Below are 22,483 nucleotides of genomic sequence, written 5' to 3' on the forward strand. Positions count from 1 at the left end.
AGCCGATAGCCGATGACATGGCCGGCAGGCTACAAGACGACCGTTAACGAATCGGAAACCATAACGGCCGCACAAGCAATTGACCGTCTTTTTGAGGCTTTTTGAACCCATCGAACGGAGCTGAATGTGGTCCGGTTCGAAAATGTTGGTTTGCGCTACGGGCTTGGCCCGGAGATTCTGCGCGACCTCAATTTCCAGATCCCTGCGCATTCGTTCCAGTTCCTGACCGGTCCCTCCGGCGCCGGCAAGACCTCGCTGCTGCGTCTCCTGTTCCTGTCGCTGCGGCCGACCCGCGGGTTGGTCAATCTGTTCGGCCAGGATATCTCGCTGCTCGGCAAGGACGAGATCGCCGACTTGCGCAAGCGCATCGGTATCGTGCTGCAGGATTTCCGTCTGCTCGACCATATGACGACCTATGAGAATGTCGCGCTGCCGTTCCGGGTGATGGGGCGTGAGGAGTCCAGCTATCGGCGCGAAGTCATCGATCTCTTGAAATGGGTCGGGCTCGGCGATCGCATGGATGCGCTGCCGCCGATCCTGTCGGGCGGCGAGAAGCAGCGCGCTGCGATTGCGCGCGCGGTGATCGCGCGGCCCATGCTGCTGCTGGCGGATGAGCCGACGGGCAACGTCGATCCGACGCTGGGCCGGCGTCTGCTGCGGCTGTTCATCGAACTCAACAAGTCGGGCACCGCGGTGATTATCGCGACCCACGATATTACATTGATGGATCAATACGACGCGCGGCGCATGGTGCTGCATCAAGGCCGGCTGCATATCTATGAGTAGAATCGGCGAAGAACACGGCCCGCTGATGGACCTCGGCACCGATCGTCCGCAGGTCCCGGCGAAGGCGCGCAACGCATCCCCGATCGTGCCGCGCGGCTCGATCGCCGGCCGCGCGCTGGTCGCCGTCGTCGCCATCATGACCTTCCTCGCCTCCATCACCACAGGCGCAGTGCTACTGATCAGCGCCTCGGCGTCGGAGTGGCAATCGGAAGTCGCCAGCGAAATCACCATCCAGGTGAAGCCGCAGGGCGGCCGCGATCTCGACCGCGATACGCAGGCGGTGACCGACGCCATTCGCGGCCAGCCGGGGATTGTCGAGGTGCAGCCCTATAGCCGGGAGCAATCGGCGCAGTTGCTGGAGCCGTGGCTCGGCACGGGACTGTCGCTCGACGAGCTGCCGGTGCCGCGCGTTATCATTGCACGTGTCGCGCCGGGGACGGTGCTGGACATTATCGGCTTGCGCAAACGGGTGACGCAGGCCGTGCCCTCGGCCAGCGTTGACGATCATCGCGCCTGGGTGGAGCGGATGCGCTCGATGACATCGGCAACGGTGCTGGCCGGGCTCGGCATCCTTGCGCTCGTTATTATCGCCACCATTATCTCTGTATCCTTTGCGACGCGCGGCGCGATGGCGGCGAACCGGCCGATCGTCGAGGTGCTGCATTTCGTCGGCGCGGGCGACCGCTACATCGCCAATCGCTTCTTCCGCCACTTTCTGCGGCTTGGCCTGCAGGGCGGTATCATTGGCGGCGGTGCCGCGATGCTGATGTTCGGGTTTTCAGAGTCGATCGCGAGCTGGTTTTCCGGCACGCCGGTGGGCGACCAGTTCGCTGCATTGCTGGGGACGTTCTCGCTGCGGTCGTCAGGCTATCTCGCGGTGGCAGGGCAGGCGCTGTTGATAGCAGGAATTACCGCCTGGGCGTCGCGCCGCACATTGTTCTCGACGCTGAACGACATCGAGTAACGCGTCAGGTAAAGGCGATGGCATCGCCAAGGCGCCGAAAAATACCTAAGATTGCTGCCAAAGGACCAAACGTCAGACCGATGACCTTGCTCGACGACCAGGACACCACGGAGATGCCCGTTGCCGCGCCACCGCGGCGGCGCGTCATCCGTGCGGCACTTGTGGTCGCATTTGCACTGTCCTTCATGGTCGGCGCCATCGGCTTTGTCGCGTTCCTCGCGCAACTGCGCAGCGGCGAGCTGAAGCCCTCGGCGAATGCCGACGGCATCGTGGTCCTGACCGGCGGTTCGTCGCGCGTTGCGGATGCGCTCGAATTGCTCGCCAATGGCTTCGGCAAACGGTTGCTGATCTCCGGCGTGCATCCGACCAACGGCGCCGCAAATATCTCGCGCACGCTGCCGGACAGCCAGCGGCTGCTGGATTGCTGCGTCGATCTCGATCGCTCCGCCGTCAACACCCGCAGCAACGCGGTGGAGACCAAACGCTGGGTCCATGAGCGCGGCTTCAAGTCGCTGATCGTGGTGACCTCGAATTATCACATGCCGCGCGCGATCGTCGAAATGTCGCACGAGATGCCGGATATCGAGCTGATCCCGTTCTCGGTGATTGGCGACAAATGGCGTGACGAGCCGTGGTGGACCAGTGGCCCGACGCTGCGGTTGCTGCTATCGGAATATGTCAAATATCTCGCGGCCGAAGTGCGGGTGCGGCTGGCGAATATCGGCATTGATCTGATGCCGGATTCCGGCAGCGACCAGCAGAGCGACGCGCCGCAGCGCCGGCCGGCCACGGCGTCTGCGAATTGAACTGCAATTGAGCTGATCGGAACACCATGACTTCGATATTCGTGCGTTCGTTGATCTACAACGTGCTGTTCTATGTGCTGCTGGTGTTCTGGATCCTGGTGGCGATTCCAACCTTCGTGATGCCGCCGCGTGCCTTCATGGCGATCGCGAAGGCGTGGGCGACCAGCAGCATCTGGCTGATGCGTATCGTCTGCAACACCAGGGTCGATTATCGCGGACTCGAGAAAATTCCGGCGGGGCCGCTGGTGGTCGCCTCGAAACATCAATCGATGTGGGAGACCTTCGCGCTGATGCCGTTCTTCGACCGGCCGCTGTTCATCTACAAGCGCGAGCTCGGGCAGATTCCGTTCTTTGGCTGGTACCTGAAGAAGTCGAAAATGATCGGCGTCGATCGCGATGGCGGTGCGCGTTCGCTCATCGATATGGCCAAGCGCGCCACCGAGGAAATCCAGCTCGGCCGTCAGCTCATTATCTTTCCCGAAGGCACGCGTCGGCCTGTCGAGGCACCACCGGATTACAAACCCGGTGTCGCGCAGATCTACGCCAAATCCGGCGCGCCGTGTCTGCCGGTGGCGCTGAATTCCGGCCTGTTCTGGCCGCGCCGCACCTTCCTGCGCTATCCCGGCACGCTGGTGGTGGAGTTTCTCGATCCTCTGCCGGCCGGCCTGCCCCGCAAGGAATTCATCGCGGCGATCAGCACGTCGATCGAGGCCGCCACCGATCGTATCGTTGCGGAGGCGCGCGCGGAGCAGGCGACGATCTTCGGGCGCGTGCCGAATGTGGCAGTGAAAGAAAGCTAGCGCTTGGTCACTCGTGCAGCATGGCTGCGAGCTGATGGAGCTGCGCGTCACGAAAACCTTCGGCCTCGATGGCCTTCACGGTCGACAGCACGTAATCGCGGTTCAGCCCGGAACGACCGTGGCCCTGCCGCACGAAGTGCAATTGTTCGCTAAGGCTCAATCGTCCAGCATATTGCACATGGCCGCGATCGACCACATAGGCCAGCGCGCTGACGCGGGTGCGCTCCACATCATCCAGCCAGACCGAGCGCATGACCTCGCGATAGACATGGGTGGTCTGCTCGCGCTCCCTGAGATAGGCGATGGTGTCGTGGCGCAGCTTGGCCGCCACGCGAAAGGCAATGCCGCGGCAGGCGCCGCCGCGGTCCAGGCCGAGCACGAGGCCGGGCTTTTCCGGCGTGCCGCGGTGGTCAAAGGAATAGACGCAGAGCGCCCGATGTTCGCCGATCAGCCGGGCCGGGACCTGTTCGATGAACTCGAAGCCCGGCCGCCACATCAGCGAGCCATAGCCGAACACCCAGAGATCGCTGTCGGAATCGGGCTGGGCGGTGATTTTCGCGGTCATGGTGCCGACCTAGCAGAAACCTTGGGCCCGGGCGATCTTGATTTCCTGCAATGTGGCCCTGCGACGACAGGATAACCCCATGAAAGGGATCGCCGATTTGACAAAATCATGCGATCTACGTCCCGCCATGTCCGAATATGCACAGCCCACCCAGCGCCGCCTCTGGCCGATTTTCATCCTGCCCGTCATCATCGTCGTCCTTGCGGCGGCGTGGAGCGGCTTCTGGTTCTATGCCGCGTCCAAGGTCGACGAAAACGTCGATATCTGGCGCGCCCGCGAGGCCGCGGCTGGCCGCGTCTATGATTGCGCCAACCGTTCGGTCTCCGGCTTCCCGTTCCGGCTCGAAGTCCGCTGCAGCGGTGTCAGCGTTTCGCTGACCTCGCAAACGGCCACCCAGAATGCGACGCAGGTGCCGATCACCGCGAAGCTCGGTGAGATCGTCGTGGTTGCGCAGATCTACACGCCGCGGCTTCTGGTCGCCGAATTCACCGCACCAGCCGTCCTGTCCGATCGCGGCCAGCCGGCGATGGTGATGAACTGGGGCTCCGCGCGCAGCAGCATCACCGGTCTCCCGGGTACGCCTGACAGCGCCGACATTGTGTTCGACGACGTGTCGCTCGACCGCTTCGCCGGCTCGGTGCAGGCGCCGACCGCACGTGCCAAACAGGTCGAATTGCATGGCCGCACGGCAGCGAATTCGACGCCGGACAAGCCGGTGATCGAGACGGCCCTGCAGATCAGGAGCGGCAGCATTGCCGATGTTCATCCGATCCTCGCAGCGCCGTTCGATGCCGATATCCGCGCATTGCTCAGTGGCCTCAAGGATGTCTCGCCCAAGCCCTGGCCGCAGCGTTTCCGCGAGCTTCAGGCTGCAGGTGGACGCGTCGAGATCGTGCAGTCGCGCGTCCAGCAGGGCGAGATCATCTCGCTGGCGACGGGCTCGCTCGGTCTGACCGCCGCGGGCAATCTCGACGGCGAATTGCAGATGACCGTGGCGGGGCTGGACAAGGCTATCGCCGCCCTCGGGATCGACAAGTTGCTGGAGATGGGCGTGCCTCAGGAGGCGCTGGATCGCATTGCACCCGGCGTGAAGTCGCAGGACGTCAACAACATCCTCGGTGCGCTGGATCGCGCGATCCCCGGTCTCGGCAATGTCGTGCGCAAGAATGCCGGCAGCGGCCTTGCCGCCGGCGTCAATTCGATCGGGACTGCGGCTGTCTTGGAAGGCAAAGCGGCGCGGTCGTTCCCGCTGAAATTTGTCGATGGCGCGGTGTTCCTCGGGCCGCTGCGCGTGGCGCAGATCCCGCCGTTGTTTTAAGGCGTGAGGTTCGCCGGCCTCTCCACGTCATTGCGAGGAGCGAAGCGACGCGACAATCCAGAAGCCGCAAAGCAAGTAAGGCTGGATTGCTTCGCTTCGCTCGCAATGACGGCTGTTGGTCCTGCGCTCAATCCTTCTTCGTCAGCGCCTGATGCTTGCGCCCGAAGTCCGGCGCCGCTTCATCCTGACCGATACTCACGATGCCGCGGCGGATCGCGCGGGTGCGGGTGAAGTGCTCGAACAGCGCATCGCCATCGTCGCGGCGGATGGCACGGGTCAGCTTCGACAGGTCTTCCTGGAAGGTGCCGAGCATTTCCAGCACCGCGTCCTTGTTGGCGAGGAACACGTCGCGCCACATGGTCGGGTCTGATGCTGCGATACGGGTGAAATCGCGGAAACCGCCCGCGGAGAACTTCAGCACTTCCGACCTCGTGACGTCTTCGAGCTCGTCGGCGGTGCCTACGATTGTATAAGCGATCAGATGCGGCAGATGGCTGGTGACCGCGAGCACCAGATCGTGATGCGCGGCCTGCATGATCTCGACATTGGCGCCGAGCGCAGCCCAGAAGCCGGTGAGCTTCTCGACGGCCGCGGGATCCGCGCCCTCAGGCGGCGTCAAAATGCACCAGCGATTGCTGAACAGTTCGGCGAAGCCGGAATCCGGACCGGAGTTTTCCGTGCCGGCGACCGGATGCGCGGGAATGAAGTGGATATTGTCCGGCAGATATTCCGACATCGCGTGCAGCACGGAGGCTTTCACCGAACCGACGTCGGACACGATCGCGCCGGGTGCGAGATGCGCCGCGATGCTTTTCGCCACGTCGCCCGCCACGCCGACGGGCACGCAGGCGATGACCAGATCGGCATCCTTGACGGCGCTGGCATTGTCGTCGGCGATACGGTCGGCGAGCTTGATTTCCACGGCGCGTGCACGCACGGCCGCCGAATTGTCGGTGGCAACGAGTTCACCGGCAAGGCCAAGCTGCTGGATGCCGCGCGCCAGCGACGAGCCGATCAGGCCAAGCCCGATCAGCGCGATACGTTTGAAGGGCGGCGTGGCGCTCACGTCATTGCCCCGAATTCGATGCCATGAATTCACGCAGCGTCTCGATCACCAGCCTGTTGGCTTCCTCGGTGCCGATGGTCATGCGCAGCGAGTTCGGCAGGCCGTAATTGGTCACGGCGCGCAGCACCAGCCCGCGCCTGGTCAGGAACGCATCGGCATCCGCTGCGGTCTTGCCGGTCGCCGGAAAATGCATCAGCAAGAAATTGGCCACGCTTGGCGTCACCTCGATGCCGAGCTTGGTGATTTCCTCGGTCAGGATGCCGATCCACTTGGCGGTGTATGTGCGCGACATCTCGACATGGCCGGTGTCCTCGATCGCCCCCACTGCGGCCATCATCGCCGGCGCCGAGACGTTGAACGGCCCACGAATCCGGTTCATCGCATCGACGATGTGCGCAGGGCCGAACATCCAGCCGATCCGCAAGGCGGCTAGGCCGTGCACCTTCGAGAAGGTGTAGGTCGCGACGGTATTCTCGGTGGTCTTCGCCAGCTCCAGGCCGTTGTCGTAGTCGCCCTTGGTCACGTAGTCCCAGTATGCGGCGTCGAGCACCAGCAGCACGTGCTCCGGCAGGCCGGCGCGCAGGCGCTTGATCTCGGAGGACGGCAGATAGGTGCCGGTCGGATTGTTCGGATTGGCCAGCCACACCAGCTTGGTGCGCGGGGTCACGCAGTTCAGGATCGCATCGACATTGCAGGTGAAGTTGGTTTCCGGAGCGACCACATTGGTGGCGCCGTTCGCCTGGGTAGCGATCGGGTAGACCAGAAAGCCGTGCGTCGTCGAAATCGCCTCGTCGCCGGGGCCGAGATAGACATGCGCAATCAGGTTGAGAATTTCGTCGGAACCGGCACCGCAGATGATCTGCGCGGGATCGAGGCCGAAGCGGTGGCCTAGCGCCTCGCGCAGCACCTTCGACGTGCCTTCCGGATAATCCTCGAGATGCGCGACAGCAGTGGCGAAGGCGTCCTTGGCGCGCGCCGACGGACCGAACGGGGTCTCGTTGGCCGACAGCTTGTAGGTCTTGCGGCCGGGCTCCACCACCGGGCTCTTGCCAGGGGTGTAGGGCGCAATATCGAGAATGCCGGGCTTCGGCACAGGACGGGACATCTTCAACTCCAGAACGTCAGATTGGCTTACGAACGCGGTGCGTCGCTGGCGGCCACGGTATAGCGGGTTGCGTGGCTGCCGACGAGAGCCGTGGAGCGCACCGAGGCGCCGGCTTCGATCAGCGCCGACTTGATCTTGTCGAGGCTGGAGGCTCTCGTGATCGAGATCAGCAGCGCCGCGCCGTCAAAGGCGGTATCCGGAACGGCGACGATTTCGGCCAGCGGCGACAGCGCACGCGCGGTCTCGGCATTCCAGCCTGACACCCGCACGCTCCACATCTCGACTTCGGTCACCATGGCGCTGTCGGCAACGCGCGACACCACGAACACCGGCAATGCGGCCGGATGGTCGGCGCGTTCGATGAACGGCAGGCGTGCGATGATCTTCGGCGCGCCCAGGGCTTCCAGCGGGATCCACCACGGCGTGCGGCTGGACGTCGCTGAGACCAGCGCGAGATCGCCCTTGGACTTGGCCACGGCCTCGACCGCTGCGGCGGCGCTGAAATGCGCGACGTAAGGCACCGTGAAGCCGAAATGAAAGCGCGCGGAATCCCGCATCGCGCTCTCGCCAAGCGACAGATCCGCATGCACCGAGAACGGCGCCTGAACGTAAGTGAAAGTCGAAATGATCACCCGCCAGATGCTCTCGACGGTGTCGATCGGCAGGATGCCGCGATGGCGCTGCACCAGACGGCGCATCATGTCGGCCTCGCGCGCCGGCCGGAAGGCAGAGCCGACCTCCTGGGTCTGTTTCACCGAAATCAGCCGGTCGATGATGTCGCCGCGCTGCATCAACAGGGCGTGAACCTGCGCGTCGATGCTGTCGATCTCTTTGCGCAGTTCATCCAGCGAGGGCGGCGCGGGTGGTAATTTCGACATGTTCAAAACCTTCGGGACGGGAGGCGTGATAGGTCCCGTCGAGCTTGCCGGGCCGGCTCCGGGGAGCCGGCGGGCACGGCCATTGATTAGGTAAGACGGTGCCGGAAAGCAAAGAAAACATGGAAGATTTGGCCGCAGGGCAGTTGGGCAATTTGACCGGGGTATGCCCATATTGACGGCAGGCGGGTGTGGGACTAGTTTCTGGGCTCTTCCGTGGTCATTTGAGCCGGCCGGCTTGCAGCCACGTTAAACAACTCGCTAAACAGGCCGGGGACAGTTTGATCCCGGCCGAGCTATTTGTTCAGGCCGGGTTTTTTATGGCCTGATTCCGGTTTTGGTTTGAGAACCTCCTGAGGAGGCCGGTATCAAGATGGTAAATGTCGAACTGGTGAAGAGTCCGGTTGTCCGCCCCGATGAGCGTGGACATGAAGCCGATCACCCGACCTCGCTGGTCGCGGGTTTTGGCATGGATCAGCCGCTGCGGCTTGATTGCGGCGTCGACCTCGCGCCGTTCCAGATCGCCTATCAGACCTACGGAACGCTCAACGCCGACAAATCCAATGCCATCCTGGTCTGCCACGCTTTGACCGGCGACCAGCACGTCGCCAATATCAATCCGATCACCGGCAAGCCCGGCTGGTGGCAGACGCTGGTCGGCCCCGGCAAGGCACTCGATACCGAACGCTACTTCATCATCTGTTCGAATGTGCTCGGCGGCTGCATGGGCTCGACCGGTCCGGCCTCGACCAATCCCGCCACCGGCAAGATCTGGGGACTGGATTTTCCGGTCATCACCATTCCCGACATGGTGCGTGCGCAGGCGATGCTGATCGACAGCCTCGGTATCGGTCAGTTGTTCTGCGTCGTCGGCGGCTCCATGGGCGGCATGCAGACGCTGCAATGGACCGCGGCCTATCCGGAGCGCGTGTTCTCCGCGCTGGCGGTCGCCTGTAGTACGCGGCATTCGGCGCAGAACATCGCCTTCCACGAGTTGGGCCGTCAGGCCGTGATGGCCGATCCCGATTGGCGCGGCGGGCGTTATTTCGAGGAAGGCACACATCCGCATCGCGGCCTCGGCGTCGCGCGGATGGCTGCGCATATCACCTATCTGTCGGATGCCGCCTTGCACCGCAAGTTCGGCCGCCGCATGCAGGACAGGGAGTTGCCGACATTCTCCTTCGATGCGGATTTTCAGGTCGAGAGCTATCTGCGCTATCAGGGCTCGTCCTTCGTCGAGCGCTTCGATGCCAACTCCTATCTCTATCTGACGCGTGCGATGGACTATTTCGATATCGCAGCCGACCACAACGGCAAGCTTGCGGAAGCGTTTCGCGATACGCAGACGCGTTTCTGTCTGATGTCGTTCACATCAGACTGGCTGTTCCCGACGGCAGAATCGCGCGACGTCGTGCACGCGCTGAATGCCGGCGGCGTCCGCGTGTCCTTTGCGGAGATCGAAACCGACAAGGGTCATGATGCCTTCCTGCTCGACGTGCCCGAGTTCCTCGATATCGCCGGTGCATTTCTGAACTCTGCAGCCTCCGTTCGCGGCCTGCCTGTTACGGGGACATAGAGATGGCGTTTCCACAACAAGCCTTGCCACTGAATTCTGCGGTGGCGACGCCGGCGCCGCGCGGCACGCAGGATTATCGTGGCGATCACCTCCTGGTCGCGGAGATGATCAAGCCGGGCTCGAAGGTGCTCGACGTGGGCTGTGGCGATGGCGATCTGCTACAATTGCTGGAAAGCCGCGGCATTGATGGCCGTGGCATCGAATTGTCGCGCGAAGGCGTCAACCGCTGCGTCGGCAAGGGTCTTGCCGTGGTGCAGGGCGACGCCGATACGGACTTGATCAACTATCCCGACGATGCGTTCGACTACGTGATCCTGTCGCAGACGCTGCAGGCGACGCGGCAGCCGCGCGTCGTGCTGGAAAATCTGCTGCGCATCGGCCGCAGTGCGATCGTGTCGTTTCCGAATTTCGGCTTCTGGAAAATGCGCGTGCAGTTGCTTGTCGGCGGCCGCATGCCACGTACGGAGAATCTGCCGGCGACGTGGTACGACACGCCGAACATTCACTTCTGCACCATCAAGGACTTCGTTGTCCTGTGCGACGAGATCAACGTGAAGATGGAGCGCGCCGTTGCGCTTGATCTCTATGGCCGTCCGCTGCGCCTCAATGCGCCGTGGTGGTTCTGGAACATGTTCGGGGAGCAGGGCGTTTTCCTGCTGAGCCGCGCGAGTAAATCGGCGCAACCCTGATCGCGTGTAGATTTCTGTCTGATGGAAACAGAAATATCGCATTCTATGCGGCTTTTCACGCCGTGTGTCGGTCTGCGATACACGCCAAAGATGTGCGTAAAAGCTAATTCGAATAGGTAATATAAGCGCACATTCTGTCGAATGGGTGGCTGCTATGTCTATACGTATGGCGTCCGTTGAAGTTGAAGCGATTCACTCCGATGTCGCCGTTAAAAAATCGTCACTTGAACCGTTCTAGGTCTTGTTATCGCCATACCAACTTCGTTACCACGCCCGTCCCGATTGTTGGCCCGCGTATTTGGGCCGATGGGGTTCGGGGGTGTTAAGAGGAAAAATTCGGTATGGTTCAGTTCTTTGCGTATCGCCGTGCACTTCGCATCTCGGCTCTTGCGGTGTGTTCGGCGGCAGTTCTCGCGTCAGTCTCTCCCGCGTCGGCACGTCCTCATCATGGTGCTTCGCGTCATTCGCACCACGTCGGCAAGTACACACACAGCACGCGTCATCACGTCCGGCATCGCGCGCGGTATGCACGGCGCAGTGCCCGAGTCGAACAGCAGGCGCCTTCGTTCGGCGACTCCACAAATTTCAATAACGCCAATGCAAGCATGAACCAGCCTTCCGGCGGCTTCGGCGGTTCGGGCATCGTCGATGCAGCGCGCAGCTTCATCGGCCGCGGCAATCCGACGGCGCGCGGTCGCTTGTGGTGCGCAGCGTTCATGAACCTCGTATTGAAGCGCACCGGCCATCAAGGCACCGGGTCTGATATGGCGCGCTCGTTCTCGAGCTATGGCCAGCGCATCTCCGGTCCGCAGGTCGGCGCCATCGCCGTGATGTCGCGCGGTCGTCGCGGCGGTCATGTCGGTGTCGTCTCGGGCGTCGATGCCAAGGGCAATCCGATCATCGTCTCCGGCAATCACGGCAACCGCGTCGCCGAGTCGGTGTATTCGCGTGGTCGCGTTTACGCCTACGTGATGCCGACGAGCTGAGTTCGTCTATTCTGCGACGACGATCTTATCGCCGGCGGTGATCGTGCCGCCGGTGATGACCTCAGCGTAAATTCCGCAATCGGCATGACCATAGGTCTGCAGCAGCGTTTTCGGAATCGTCAGATCTCGTGCGGCCGTATCCGGATCGACATTGGTCGCTGCACAGCGGACGATGCGCTTCACCACTTTGAACCGGGTGCTGCCGATAGCGAGCGTCCGATCGATCAGGTCGAATTCATGCCAGGCCGGCCAGCCCGCTACATGCACGTTGCCGCGAAAGCGTAGCGGATGCACCGGCTGTCCGACGGCCTTTTCGAGATCTTTGACGCTGGCGAGGTTGATGATCGACACCACCTTGCGCGGCACATCCGAAAAGCTATGGCCGTCCGCGAACAACACCCTGGGTGGTCCGCGCAATTCATCGGCAAAATTCTTCGCGAAGAACGCTTCGATCTCTGCACGTCCTTCGGTCGTCTGCAGGTCGGCTCGCGCCACCGCTAGATTGTCCTGCCGGATTGTCAGCGTATGGCTGGCGTCGTCGTAGTGGCTGCGGAGCGCCGCCAGGCGCTCGTTGCGCATCAGCATCAGAAACTGGGTCTTGGGAAAATATTGCGGTGCTGCCGGGTCGAACCCGATCGGGCCGTTCTCGATGGCATAGCGCCGGTCGGCCGGCAGGGTCTGACCGGGCTTCAGCGTGACTTGTTCCAGAGGCTCGGGCGTCAGGCCCTTCACCGGATAGCGGTAGATGCTGGCAACGCTGGCGTAAGACTGTTCTGGCATGGTTCCGGTCTTAAGAGATTTGGGCCCGCGGCGCCATCGCCTGGCCGATTGGAATTTTATGCGGACCCCTTCCGTTTCGGGAACTGGCTGCCCACATTTGCATCAAGCTGGTTTTGACGCCAGCGACGACCGCAGCCGGTTGACCACCATCAATGCGGCCTGCGGATACCCAATGAAGATGCCCCATCCGTGCTTTCGAGGCGGACAGGGCAGGCCGAGGGACAACACACAATGAATATTGAGAAATACACCGAACGGGTGCGCGGCTTCATCCAGTCGGCGCAGTCACTGGCCGTGCGCGAGGGCCATCAGCAATTCTCGCCGCTGCACATTCTGAAAGTCCTGCTGGACGACAGCGAAGGTCTGGCCGGCGGCCTGATCGATCGCGCCGGCGGCAACTCCCGCGCCATCCTGAAGGCGACGGAAACCGAGCTGGGCAAGATGCCCAAGGTCTCGGGCGCAGGGGCCGGGCAGGTCTATCTGGCGCCGGCGACCGCGCGCGCCTTCGATGCCGCCGAAAAGGCCGCCGAAAAGGCTGGCGACAGTTTCGTCACCGTGGAGCGGCTGCTACTTGCGCTGGCGCTCGACAAGGACTCCGAAGCCGGCAGCCTGCTGAACAAGGGCGGCGTCACGCCGCAAAATCTCAATGCCGCGATCAATGCGCTGCGCAAGGGCCGCACGGCGGATTCCGCCACGGCCGAAAACGCTTATGACGCGTTGAAGAAATATGCCCGCGACCTGACCCAGGCTGCGCGTGATGGCAAGCTCGACCCGGTGATTGGCCGCGACGAGGAAATCCGCCGCACGATTCAGGTATTGTCGCGGCGAACCAAGAACAATCCCGTGCTGATCGGCGAACCCGGCGTCGGCAAGACCGCCATCGTCGAAGGTCTCGCGCTGCGCATCCTCAATGGCGACGTGCCGGAGAGCCTGAAGGACAAAAGCCTGCTGTCGCTCGATCTCGGTGCGCTGATTGCCGGCGCGAAATATCGCGGCGAGTTCGAGGAGCGGCTGAAGGCGGTGCTCGGCGAGGTGACCTCGGCCGAGGGCGGCATCATCCTGTTCATCGACGAAATGCATCAGCTGATCGGCGCCGGCAAGGGCGATGGCGCGATGGATGCGTCCAACCTGCTGAAGCCTGCGCTCGCCCGCGGCGAATTGCATTGCATCGGCGCCACCACGCTCGATGAATATCGCAAGCATGTGGAGAAGGACGCGGCGCTGGCGCGGCGCTTCCAGCCGATCTTCGTGGCTGAGCCGACTGTGGAAGACACCGTCTCGATCCTGCGCGGCCTCAAGGACAAATATGAACAGCATCACGGTGTCCGCATCACGGATAGCGCACTGGTCGCTGCCGTCACGCTGTCGAACCGCTACATCACCGATCGCTTCCTGCCGGATAAAGCCATCGACCTGATGGACGAGGCTTCGGCACGGTTGAAGATGCAGGTCGACTCCAAGCCTGAAGAACTCGATTCGATGGACCGCGAGATCATCCGGCTCAAGATCGAGCAGGAGGCGCTTGGCAAGGAAACCGATGCAGGCTCGAAGAGCAGGCTCGAAACGCTCAAGAAGGAACTCGCCGAGCTCGAAGAGAAATCGGCAGCGCTGACCCAGCGCTGGTCGGCCGAGAAGAACAAGCTGTCGAATGCGCAGAAGCTCAAGAGCGAGCTTGATGGCTTGCGCTTAGAACTCGCCGAAGCGCAACGCCGCGGCGAATATCAACGCGCGGGTGAGCTGGCCTATGGCCGGATTCCCGATCTTGAAAAGCGTCTGGCCGATATCGAAGCCAACGAGAATTCCGAGATGATGGAAGAGGCGGTCACCGCCAATCACATCGCGCAGGTGGTCTCGCGCTGGACCGGCGTGCCGGTCGACAAGATGCTGGAAGGCGAGAAGGACAAGCTGCTGCGCATGGAGCTGAGCCTTGGCGAGCGCGTCGTCGGCCAGGCCGAAGCTGTGCGTGCGGTGGCAACTGCCGTCCGTCGTTCACGGGCAGGCCTGCAGGATCCGAACCGGCCGATCGGCTCGTTCATGTTCCTCGGCCCCACCGGCGTCGGCAAGACCGAGCTGACCAAGGCGTTGGCGTCCTATCTGTTTGACGATGACACCGCGATGGTTCGTCTCGACATGTCGGAATACATGGAGAAGCACTCGGTCTCGCGTCTGATCGGCGCACCTCCGGGCTATGTCGGCTATGATGAGGGCGGCGCGCTCACCGAAGCTGTGCGGCGGCGGCCCTATCAGGTCGTGCTGTTCGACGAGGTCGAGAAGGCGCATCCGGATGTGTTCAACGTGCTGCTTCAGGTGCTCGACGATGGCCGCCTGACCGATGGTCAGGGCCGCACTGTCGATTTCCGCAATACGCTGATCATTATGACGTCGAATCTCGGCTCCGAATTCCTGGTCAATCAGCCCGAGGGCGAGGATACGTCCGCGGTACGCGACCTGGTGATGGGCAATGTCCGCGCCCATTTCCGGCCGGAATTCCTGAATCGTGTCGATGAGATCATCCTGTTCCACCGCTTGCAGAAGAGCGAAATGGGCCGGATCGTCGAGATCCAGTTCGCGCGGCTCACCAAGCTGCTGGAAGATCGCAAGATCACGCTGGTGCTGGAGGATGAAGCCCGTGACTGGCTCGCCGACAAGGGCTGGGACCCCGCTTACGGCGCCCGTCCCCTCAAGCGCGTGATCCAGCGCAACGTCCAGGATCCGCTGGCCGAGATGATCCTCGCCGGCGACGTCAAGGACGGCGACCATGTCGACATAAGCGCCGCCGGCAACGTCCTGACCTTCAACGGCAAGCCGGCCCGAACCGCGGAGATCGCCGAGTTCGAGGCGCCGGTGTCGAAGCGGCAGCTGAACTGACGGCACGGGTTTGAACGCAACGAAACGGCCTGAACCTCACGGTTCAGGCCGTTTCCACGTCGGAGAAAGATCATGACCCGCATTCTCGTGGTCGGCGCCACCGGCCTTGTCGGCCGCCATGTCATCGCCAAAGCGCTCGCCGACAGTCGGATCACACGCATCGTTGCGCCGACGCGGCGGCCGCTCGCGGCGCATGCGAAGCTCGACAACCCGCTGGTCGACTTCGACCGACTGCCTCTGGAGGCCAACTGGTGGGATGTCGATGGCGTGATCTGTGCGCTCGGGACGACGCGCGCCAAGGCCGGCTCGGATCAGGCGTTTCGCGTTGTGGATCATGATTACCCGCTTGAAGTCGCCCGGCTGGCGCGCAAGCACGGCGCTAGCCGTTTCGCGCTCAATTCGTCGGTGGGTGCCAATGCGCGCTCAAAGCTGCTCTATCCGCGTACCAAAGGCGAAGTGGAGGAAGCGCTGAAGGTGATGGGCTTTCCGTCTTTGACGGTTGTGCGGCCGGGCCTGATCGGCGGTGATCGCGACGAATTCCGGCTGGGCGAGCACGTCGCGGCGGCGGTGCTCGGTGTGCTGGGTCCGGTTCTGCCGCGCAGCTACCGGATCAGCCCCGCCGACAAGATCGCCGACGCATTGATCGAGGCAGCCGTGACCGGCGCGCCTGGCGTTCACCTGATCGGGTCTGCAGAGCTCGCCGCGGATTGATCGCCGGACCTCAGCGTCTCTTTTGCTATTGTCCCGAGCGCCTTCTAGCCCACGCGGCTGACGCGCAGAACAACGCGAAAAATACGGATTTAGCGGCTGGTCGTCGGCCGTGCTGGTGGCACCGCGCCGGTCACGCCTGCGTCGGACACGCGGGCGCCCGGGCCACGCATGGTCATCTGACCGTCGATCCGGTCACGTTCCTTCTCGAAGCCGGCCATCATCGGACCTTCTAGCGAGCGGCCACGCGGCAGTTTCACGCGCATCGGATCGACGAAGCGGCCGTTGACCAGAATTTCGTAGTGAACATGGGCGCCGGTGGACATGCCGGTGGAGCCGACGAAGCCGATGACCTGACCCTGCCGCACGCGCTTGCCGGGCTCCATGCCCTTGGCAAAGGCCGACATATGGCCGTAGGCGGTCTCGTAGCCGTTGTTGTGCTTGATGCGGATATATTTGCCGTAGCCGCCTTCCCAGGCTGCTTTTTCGATCACGCCGTTGCCGGATGCGAAAATCGGAGTGCCGTAGGGCGTCGACCAGTCGACGCCGGTATGCATCTTGGTGTAGCCGAGGATCGGGTGGCGGCGTCCGCCGAAGCCCGAACGCATGATGGCGTTATTGACGGGTTTGCGGACCAGGAACTTCTTCGCGCTTTTGCCGGTCTCGTCATAGTAGTCGACGATCGAGTCGTCGGTGGTCAGGAAGCGATAGTATTTTTTGGTTTCGCCGCCCACCGTAAGCGAAGCAAACAACACTTCGGTCTTTTCGGTGATGGTGGCGCCTTCGTCTTCGCCGGCAAAGAACACGTCGAACGAGTCGCCGGGCTGTACTTTGCGCTGGAAATCCACGTCGTAGGAGTAGATCCGGATCATGTCCTCGATGACGGTGGCCGGGACCTTGTTGCGCAGTGCCGTCTCGTAAATGCTCTGATAGAGCCGCACGCCGGTGCCGTCATCCTCCTCGTCATCGTCCGATGCGCTTGGCGCTTCGGCGACGGTGTTCATGCTGGAGACATCGACGGCGACGTATTTGCCGAGATCGGAGAGGGCGGCGACAGCTTCGATGGTGGAGTCGTTGGCGACGATCACGCGATACGGCTGCAAACGCTGGCCCGGTCCGGCCGGTGACATCAGGATGCGAACTTTCTGACCTTCCTTCAGTCCGCCGTCGCGGCCACGGGCACCCAGCGTAGTGGCAATGGCCTTGGCTTCCTCGGGCATAGCGCCTTGGTCGCGCAGGATGGTCAGGATGGTGTCGCCCTTCTTGACGATATGGATACGCTCGCCATTCGGGTTGCCGCCGGTCGCCTGATCCTTGGTCTTGGCCAGCAGCGTGACGTTTTCCGGCACGATGCGGGTTTCGAAGCCGGCATAAGGATCGGCCGTGGTCCCTTCGGCGGCATAGGCCATCTTCATGTCAGGCTGGCCGCCGATATCGCCGGTGGCGCTGGCGACCGTCGTGTAGCGAACGCCGGTATTGCCGCGCCAGTTGGAGGCGTCGCGCACGCGCATCAGGACTTCATCGATGGCAACACTCGCGCCGATCTTGGCTTTCGGCAGTACCTGACCGAGATCGCGGGTGACGAAGGAGACTTCGGCATCGGGCTCGACGGCATTCGGATTGACCGCGGCGTCGTCGCTGTTCGGAGCGGGGCTGCCGACATCGGTCAGCAGGCGCTGTGCATTGAAGGGCGGGATCTTGGCGCTGAGATCGCTGGTCGCCATCGCCAGATTGCCGGAAATCCGGATGAAGGGCCGCACGCGCATGACGTCGCGATTGCCGACGCGGGTGACGGTGGAGACTTTGAGCACCTGGCGCGCGGCGGAAGAGTCGCTCGGCGGCGGCAGGCGGTCACTCTTATGCAGGCTTGCTTGTTTGTCGGTGGCACTGAAGGCGCCGCGTAGCGCGCCTTCGACACGCTCCGGTACCTTGGCAAAGGTCATCTCGCCGTCAAGCGACGCAAAAACGGCGCCGCCGATCAGAGCCGCGCCGCAGAGACCTGTGAGGATAGTACCACTGAACCACTGTACCGAGACGCGGCGACGATCGATGACTGCGGCTTCGGAGCCATCAACGGATAGCGGCGGCTCGTGGCCGAGATCAATCATCCCGGTCTCACGATTATAGGCGCCACCGCGTGACAGTCCGTGATTCAAGCCGACATCCCCCGAATTCCCAGCATCATGCGAAGAGTCTTCCCCAAGCACATCGCATCGACGGTCGAACAGTGCGCGCCAAAATGCTGGCCGAATGGACGAACGTCAATGCTGCAAACTCTTTCGCTGTGTTCTCTTTGGCCCAAAAGCGCACTGCGATGACGCAGCTCGTTCTTTCGAGAGGCCGTTGGGCCCAGATCCGGTTCGACCACCCCTAAAAAGTTTCAGGGGCGCCGCAGAATCTTTGCACAAGGCATGCTCAGAACGTCGGAGGAATGTGGCTCTTGTACGGCGTCACCCCTGTAAAACCTACGCTTTTTGGGCCCTGGAGCGTCCTCCACAGCACGTGACGATTTTCTGACGAATGGCGTTGACAGTTTCGGGTGAGGGGGCCTATAACCCGGCCACTGAGCGCAGCGGCGCCGGGGCCTACCAGCCCGGGCGGTTGTTCGTGTCTCGGAAGCTCATCACCGCGAAGAGTGTTTCAGTAGCCGATAGGTGTCGGCTGCTGATCTGTTGTCGGGTGATTGAGTGGCAAGATTTTCTCCCTCCTGGGGAGATTGACGCATCTGCGTCGGGCTGTTTGACAAGTTAAATTGAAGAAAGAGAAACGTGGACGGCGGAGTCCTTGCGGGTCTCGTTCGATGGAAGCTTCGGCTTCTTGAGACGGGGCCGGACGAAAGACTTCGGCGGTACACGTTTTGAACAAAGGTTAACACCATCGTTGTTGGCGCTGTGAAGCGCGGACAGCAGATTGGCTGAACTTCGGTTTGGTTGATTTAGTATGGTGGGACCTCGTCAATACGTTGTGATCAGCCGGTTTAAAGTTTCAAGTCCAACTTGAGAGTTTGATCCTGGCTCAGAGCGAACGCTGGCGGCAGGCTTAACACATGCAAGTCGAACGGGCGTAGCAATACGTCAGTGGCAGACGGGTGAGTAACGCGTGGGAACATACCTCTTGGTTCGGAACAACACAGGGAAACTTGTGCTAATACCGGATAAGCCCTTACGGGGAAAGATTTATCGCCGAGAGATTGGCCCGCGTCTGATTAGCTAGTTGGTGGGGTAAAGGCCTACCAAGGCGACGATCAGTAGCTGGTCTGAGAGGATGATCAGCCACATTGGGACTGAGACACGGCCCAAACTCCTACGGGAGGCAGCAGTGGGGAATATTGGACAATGGGCGCAAGCCTGATCCAGCCATGCCGCGTGAGTGATGAAGGCCCTAGGGTTGTAAAGCTCTTTTGTACGGGAAGATAATGACGGTACCGTAAGAATAAGCCCCGGCTAACTTCGTGCCAGCAGCCGCGGTAATACGAAGGGGGCTAGCGTTGCTCGGAATCACTGGGCGTAAAGGGTGCGTAGGCGGGTTTTTAAGTCAGAGGTGAAATCCTGGAGCTCAACTCCAGAACTGCCTTTGATACTGAAAGTCTTGAGTATGGGAGAGGTGAGTGGAACTGCGAGTGTAGAGGTGAAATTCGTAGATATTCGCAAGAACACCAGTGGCGAAGGCGGCTCACTGGCCCATAACTGACGCTGAGGCACGAAAGCGTGGGGAGCAAACAGGATTAGATACCCTGGTAGTCCACGCCGTAAACGATGAATGCCAGCCGTTAGTGGGTTTACTCACTAGTGGCGCAGCTAACGCTTTAAGCATTCCGCCTGGGGAGTACGGTCGCAAGATTAAAACTCAAAGGAATTGACGGGGGCCCGCACAAGCGGTGGAGCATGTGGTTTAATTCGACGCAACGCGCAGAACCTTACCAGCCCTTGACATGTCTATGACCGGTACCAGAGATGGAACCTTCCCTTCGGGGCATAGAGCACAGGTGCTGCATGGCTGTCGTCAGCTCGTGTCGTGAGATGTTGGGTTAAGTCCCGCAACGAGCGCAACCCCCGTCCTTAGTTGCTACCATTTAGTTGAGCACTCTAAGGAGACTGCCGGTGATAAGCCGCGAGGAAGGTGGGGATGACGTCAAGTCCTCATGGCCCTTACGGGCTGGGCTACACACGTGCTACAATGGCGGTGACAATGGGATGCAAAAGGGCGACCTCTCGCAAATCTCAAAAAGCCGTCTCAGTTCGGATTGGGCTCTGCAACTCGAGCCCATGAAGTTGGAATCGCTAGTAATCGTGGATCAGCATGCCACGGTGAATACGTTCCCGGGCCTTGTACACACCGCCCGTCACACCATGGGAGTTGGTTCTACCTGAAGGCAGTGCGCTAACCGCAAGGGGGCAGCTGACCACGGTAGGGTCAGCGACTGGGGTGAAGTCGTAACAAGGTAGCCGTAGGGGAACCTGCGGCTGGATCACCTCCTTTCTAAGGATGGTTCTTCAGATGCTTGCATCTATCGAACCTCTTTTGAAACATCAGTGGCCAGACATTGGATCAATGTTTGAGCTGCATAGGCGGGACACCGCCGTCTTCGTTTCTCTTTCTTCGCGGACGAACACACGCTGGGGCGTGCTCGTGCTGCTTGTTGGCGTTTGATCGCAAGGTCATGTCGATGAGCCGAGCGCAGTCCTTTGTTGTTAGGGCTTGTAGCTCAGTTGGTTAGAGCGCGCGCTTGATAAGCGTGAGGTCGGAAGTTCAAGTCTTCCCAGGCCCACCATATTTGCGCGCTTTGCTTTCAAGGCTGCTGCTGACGTCGACATCACATGCGCAAGCATTGCATCTGCAAAACGTTGTTCTTTAAGCGTTGAGCATTCGTCTTCTGGAACGGGGGCATAGCTCAGCTGGGAGAGCGCGTGCTTTGCAAGCATGAGGTCGTCGGTTCGATCCCGTCTGCCTCCACCAGAAACTTCTGATGGATGGCGACGTTGAGATCGTAACAAACATTCAGTGTGTTCAGACAGTGCGCGCCATATGGGCAGCGCCTGATTTAGTCCGCGGTATAACTTCGCTTGTCGGTCTTACGAGATCGACTGCGGGATTTATGACATCGTAAAGAGGAGATCGTTCCGAGTATTGGATCTGCAAGCAATTGCGGATGCCAACTACATAATCTCCAGGAATTGAGTGCGAACGCTTTGCTTGCAAAGCTTCCGCATGTTTATTCCTTTTCAACGAAGCTTGACCGCCTCGTTGTCGGTTCGATCTTACGAAGCAAACTGGTCTTTCTAAATCATATCCAGCTGCATGAAGTGCGCACGGCTTGACCGCCGGCGTGCGGATTTTGCGTTTCCAATTCGTTGGTTATGCAAAGCAGCGTGCAGCAAACTCTGCCGAGTGTGTGGATATTGATAATGAGAGCAATCAAGTGTCTTAAGGGTATTCGGTGGATGCCTTGGCAATGAGAGGCGATGAAGGACGTGCTACGCTGCGATAAGCTATGGGGAGCCGCGAAGAGGCTTTGATCCATAGATTTCCGAATGGGGAAACCCACCTTCGATAGCCGAAACTCTAAGGTCATCATCACGCAAGTGAGGGTGGTTTTGGATTTTCGGTTATCAGTTGAAGGTATGAGACTCCTGAATACATAGGGGGTTTCAAGCGAACCCGGGGAACTGAAACATCTAAGTACCCGGAGGAAAGGACATCAACAGAGACTCCGTTAGTAGTGGCGAGCGAACGCGGACCAGGCCAGTGGCATATCAAAGACAACCGGAACCAGTCAGGAAAGCTGGACCTCAGAGGGTGATAGTCCCGTACGGGTAATGCAATGATATGTCCTTGAGTAAGGCGGGACACGTGAAATCCTGTCTGAACGTGGGGGGACCACCCTCCAAGCCTAAGTACTCCTCATTGACCGATAGCGAACTAGTACCGTGAGGGAAAGGTGAAAAGCACCCCGACGAGGGGAGTGAAATAGACCTGAAACCGGATACCTACAAACAGACGGAGCCCAAGATACGTTCTGGGTGACGTCGTACCTTTTGTATTATGGGCCAGCGACTTAATTTAACGAGCAAGCTTAAGCCGATAGGTGTATGCGCAGCGAAAGCGAGTCTGAATAGGGCGCTAAGTTCGTTGTATTAGACCCGAAACCTAGTGATCTAGCCATGGGCAGGTTGAAGGTGAGGTAACACTCACTGGAGGACCGAACGGGTGTCTGTTGAAAAAGACTCCGATGACCTGTGGTTAGGGGTGAAAGGCCAATCAAACTGGGAAATAGCTGGTTCTCCGCGAAAGATATTTAGGTATCGCCTCGGATGAATACCTCAGGGGGTAGAGCACTGAATGGGCTAGGGGGACTTACCGTCTTACCAACCCCAATCAAACTCCGAATACCTGAGAGTACTATCCGGGAGTCACACAGCGGGTGCTAACGTCCGTTGTGGAGAGGGAAACAACCCGGACCTACAGCTAAGGCCCCTAATTCGTGGCTAAGTGGGAAAGGATGTGGGAATCCCAAAACAACCAGGAGGTTGGCTTAGAAGCAGCCATCCTTTAAAGAAAGCGTAACAGCTCACTGGTCTAAATAAGGGTTCC

General features: G+C 60.8%; 16 protein-coding genes, 2 tRNA genes, 2 rRNA genes and 1 riboswitch (1 of these 21 only partly in view). Of the genes, 14 read left to right on the top strand and 6 right to left on the bottom strand.

What is annotated here, in order from left to right; all coding sequences use genetic code 11:
- The first annotated feature begins 126 nt into the window (after positions 1 to 126).
- From ftsE to AB7951_RS01685, 4 genes are all read left to right on the top strand, one after another.
- Positions 127 to 786, top strand: a complete 660-nt coding sequence (gene ftsE / locus AB7951_RS01670; protein ID WP_068729180.1) for a cell division ATP-binding protein FtsE — start codon at positions 127 to 129, stop codon at positions 784 to 786.
- Positions 779 to 1,750, top strand: coding sequence for a cell division protein FtsX (locus AB7951_RS01675; protein ID WP_120287240.1), 972 nt, complete (start codon positions 779 to 781; stop codon positions 1,748 to 1,750). The genes ftsE and AB7951_RS01675 overlap by 8 nt, the downstream gene beginning before the upstream one ends.
- Before the next feature lie 80 nt (positions 1,751 to 1,830).
- Positions 1,831 to 2,556 (top strand): YdcF family protein, encoded by a 726-nt coding sequence (locus AB7951_RS01680; protein ID WP_120287239.1) that lies wholly within the window; start codon positions 1,831 to 1,833, stop codon positions 2,554 to 2,556.
- A gap of 26 nt (positions 2,557 to 2,582) precedes the next feature.
- Positions 2,583 to 3,356 (top strand): lysophospholipid acyltransferase family protein, encoded by a 774-nt coding sequence (locus tag AB7951_RS01685; protein WP_120287238.1) that lies wholly within the window; start codon positions 2,583 to 2,585, stop codon positions 3,354 to 3,356.
- 7 nt (positions 3,357 to 3,363) lie between these two features.
- Here AB7951_RS01685 and AB7951_RS01690 read toward each other — a convergent pair whose 3' ends face one another.
- Positions 3,364 to 3,921 carry a gamma-glutamylcyclotransferase gene (locus AB7951_RS01690; protein ID WP_120287237.1) on the bottom strand — a complete coding sequence of 186 codons (558 nt, stop codon included), beginning with the start codon at positions 3,919 to 3,921 and terminating at the stop codon, positions 3,364 to 3,366.
- A gap of 127 nt (positions 3,922 to 4,048) precedes the next feature.
- Between AB7951_RS01690 and AB7951_RS01695 the strand changes: the two genes are divergently transcribed.
- Positions 4,049 to 5,239 (top strand): DUF2125 domain-containing protein, encoded by a 1,191-nt coding sequence (locus tag AB7951_RS01695; RefSeq protein ID WP_120287236.1) that lies wholly within the window; start codon positions 4,049 to 4,051, stop codon positions 5,237 to 5,239.
- Between the two features lie 127 nt (positions 5,240 to 5,366).
- Here the strand turns inward: AB7951_RS01695 and AB7951_RS01700 are convergent, their stop codons facing one another.
- From AB7951_RS01700 to AB7951_RS01710, 3 genes are read right to left on the bottom strand one after another with little or no spacing between them, the layout of a single operon-like run.
- A complete protein-coding gene (locus AB7951_RS01700; RefSeq protein WP_120287235.1) occupies positions 5,367 to 6,305 on the bottom strand; it encodes a prephenate/arogenate dehydrogenase family protein in 939 nt (312 codons plus the stop codon).
- Position 6,306: 1 nt separating this feature from the next.
- Positions 6,307 to 7,410 carry a histidinol-phosphate transaminase gene (gene hisC / locus AB7951_RS01705; protein ID WP_120288021.1) on the bottom strand — a complete coding sequence of 368 codons (1,104 nt, stop codon included), beginning with the start codon at positions 7,408 to 7,410 and terminating at the stop codon, positions 6,307 to 6,309.
- A gap of 26 nt (positions 7,411 to 7,436) precedes the next feature.
- Entirely contained in the window at positions 7,437 to 8,288 is an 852-nt protein-coding gene (locus AB7951_RS01710; RefSeq protein WP_089267606.1) for a chorismate mutase, read from the bottom strand.
- A gap of 203 nt (positions 8,289 to 8,491) precedes the next feature.
- A riboswitch (SAM riboswitch) is annotated at positions 8,492 to 8,571 on the top strand.
- A gap of 87 nt (positions 8,572 to 8,658) precedes the next feature.
- On the opposite strand from AB7951_RS01710, the gene metX reads away from it, so the two are divergent.
- From metX to AB7951_RS01725, 3 genes are all read left to right on the top strand, one after another.
- Positions 8,659 to 9,861 carry a homoserine O-acetyltransferase MetX gene (gene metX, locus AB7951_RS01715; RefSeq protein ID WP_089267605.1) on the top strand — a complete coding sequence of 401 codons (1,203 nt, stop codon included), beginning with the start codon at positions 8,659 to 8,661 and terminating at the stop codon, positions 9,859 to 9,861.
- Between the two features lie 2 nt (positions 9,862 to 9,863).
- Entirely contained in the window at positions 9,864 to 10,550 is a 687-nt protein-coding gene (gene metW, locus AB7951_RS01720; protein ID WP_199711970.1) for a methionine biosynthesis protein MetW, read from the top strand.
- Between the two features lie 341 nt (positions 10,551 to 10,891).
- Complete coding sequence (locus AB7951_RS01725) at positions 10,892 to 11,536, top strand: TIGR02594 family protein (protein ID WP_068729161.1); 645 nt, start codon at positions 10,892 to 10,894, stop codon at positions 11,534 to 11,536.
- 6 nt (positions 11,537 to 11,542) lie between these two features.
- Here the strand turns inward: AB7951_RS01725 and AB7951_RS01730 are convergent, their stop codons facing one another.
- Entirely contained in the window at positions 11,543 to 12,316 is a 774-nt protein-coding gene (locus AB7951_RS01730; protein WP_120287234.1) for an MOSC domain-containing protein, read from the bottom strand.
- A gap of 231 nt (positions 12,317 to 12,547) precedes the next feature.
- Between AB7951_RS01730 and clpB the strand changes: the two genes are divergently transcribed.
- On the top strand, positions 12,548 to 15,184 hold the full coding sequence (gene clpB / locus AB7951_RS01735) for an ATP-dependent chaperone ClpB (RefSeq protein WP_120287233.1): 2,637 nt from the start codon (positions 12,548 to 12,550) through the stop codon (positions 15,182 to 15,184).
- Positions 15,185 to 15,256: 72 nt separating this feature from the next.
- Positions 15,257 to 15,895, top strand: coding sequence for an NAD(P)H-binding protein (locus AB7951_RS01740; RefSeq protein ID WP_120287232.1), 639 nt, complete (start codon positions 15,257 to 15,259; stop codon positions 15,893 to 15,895).
- A gap of 89 nt (positions 15,896 to 15,984) precedes the next feature.
- Here the strand turns inward: AB7951_RS01740 and AB7951_RS01745 are convergent, their stop codons facing one another.
- Entirely contained in the window at positions 15,985 to 18,048 is a 2,064-nt protein-coding gene (locus AB7951_RS01745) for a peptidoglycan DD-metalloendopeptidase family protein (RefSeq protein ID WP_439061957.1), read from the bottom strand.
- A gap of 836 nt (positions 18,049 to 18,884) precedes the next feature.
- Here AB7951_RS01745 and AB7951_RS01750 point away from each other — a divergent pair.
- The 4 genes from AB7951_RS01750 to AB7951_RS01765 form a co-directional block, all read left to right on the top strand.
- Positions 18,885 to 20,371: ribosomal RNA gene (locus tag AB7951_RS01750) — 16S ribosomal RNA — on the top strand.
- A gap of 215 nt (positions 20,372 to 20,586) precedes the next feature.
- Positions 20,587 to 20,663: transfer RNA gene (locus tag AB7951_RS01755), tRNA-Ile, on the top strand.
- 109 nt (positions 20,664 to 20,772) lie between these two features.
- Positions 20,773 to 20,848: transfer RNA gene (locus tag AB7951_RS01760), tRNA-Ala, on the top strand.
- 457 nt (positions 20,849 to 21,305) lie between these two features.
- Positions 21,306 to 22,483 (top strand): 23S ribosomal RNA (locus AB7951_RS01765); it runs 1,642 nt beyond the window's last position.
- The 16S and 23S rRNA genes sit together here with 2 tRNA genes alongside, the layout of an rRNA operon.

The sequence above is a fragment of the Tardiphaga sp. 285_C5_N1_2 genome (genome assembly GCF_052076065.1).
GTDB classification, from domain to species: Bacteria; Pseudomonadota; Alphaproteobacteria; order Rhizobiales; family Xanthobacteraceae; genus Tardiphaga; species Tardiphaga robiniae.

Coding starts and splice junctions, on each gene's coding strand:
- AB7951_RS01685 (WP_120287238.1), top strand. CDS start 2,583: ATGACTTCGATATTCGTGCGTTCGTTGATCTACAACGTGCTGTTCTAT.
- clpB (WP_120287233.1), top strand. CDS start 12,548: ATGAATATTGAGAAATACACCGAACGGGTGCGCGGCTTCATCCAGTCG.
- AB7951_RS01675 (WP_120287240.1), top strand. CDS start 779: ATGAGTAGAATCGGCGAAGAACACGGCCCGCTGATGGACCTCGGCACC.
- AB7951_RS01680 (WP_120287239.1), top strand. CDS start 1,831: ATGACCTTGCTCGACGACCAGGACACCACGGAGATGCCCGTTGCCGCG.
- hisC (WP_120288021.1), bottom strand. CDS start 7,410: ATGTCCCGTCCTGTGCCGAAGCCCGGCATTCTCGATATTGCGCCCTAC.
- AB7951_RS01725 (WP_068729161.1), top strand. CDS start 10,892: ATGGTTCAGTTCTTTGCGTATCGCCGTGCACTTCGCATCTCGGCTCTT.
- AB7951_RS01690 (WP_120287237.1), bottom strand. CDS start 3,921: ATGACCGCGAAAATCACCGCCCAGCCCGATTCCGACAGCGATCTCTGG.
- AB7951_RS01730 (WP_120287234.1), bottom strand. CDS start 12,316: ATGCCAGAACAGTCTTACGCCAGCGTTGCCAGCATCTACCGCTATCCG.
- metX (WP_089267605.1), top strand. CDS start 8,659: ATGGTAAATGTCGAACTGGTGAAGAGTCCGGTTGTCCGCCCCGATGAG.
- AB7951_RS01710 (WP_089267606.1), bottom strand. CDS start 8,288: ATGTCGAAATTACCACCCGCGCCGCCCTCGCTGGATGAACTGCGCAAA.
- AB7951_RS01740 (WP_120287232.1), top strand. CDS start 15,257: ATGACCCGCATTCTCGTGGTCGGCGCCACCGGCCTTGTCGGCCGCCAT.
- metW (WP_199711970.1), top strand. CDS start 9,864: ATGGCGTTTCCACAACAAGCCTTGCCACTGAATTCTGCGGTGGCGACG.
- AB7951_RS01695 (WP_120287236.1), top strand. CDS start 4,049: ATGTCCGAATATGCACAGCCCACCCAGCGCCGCCTCTGGCCGATTTTC.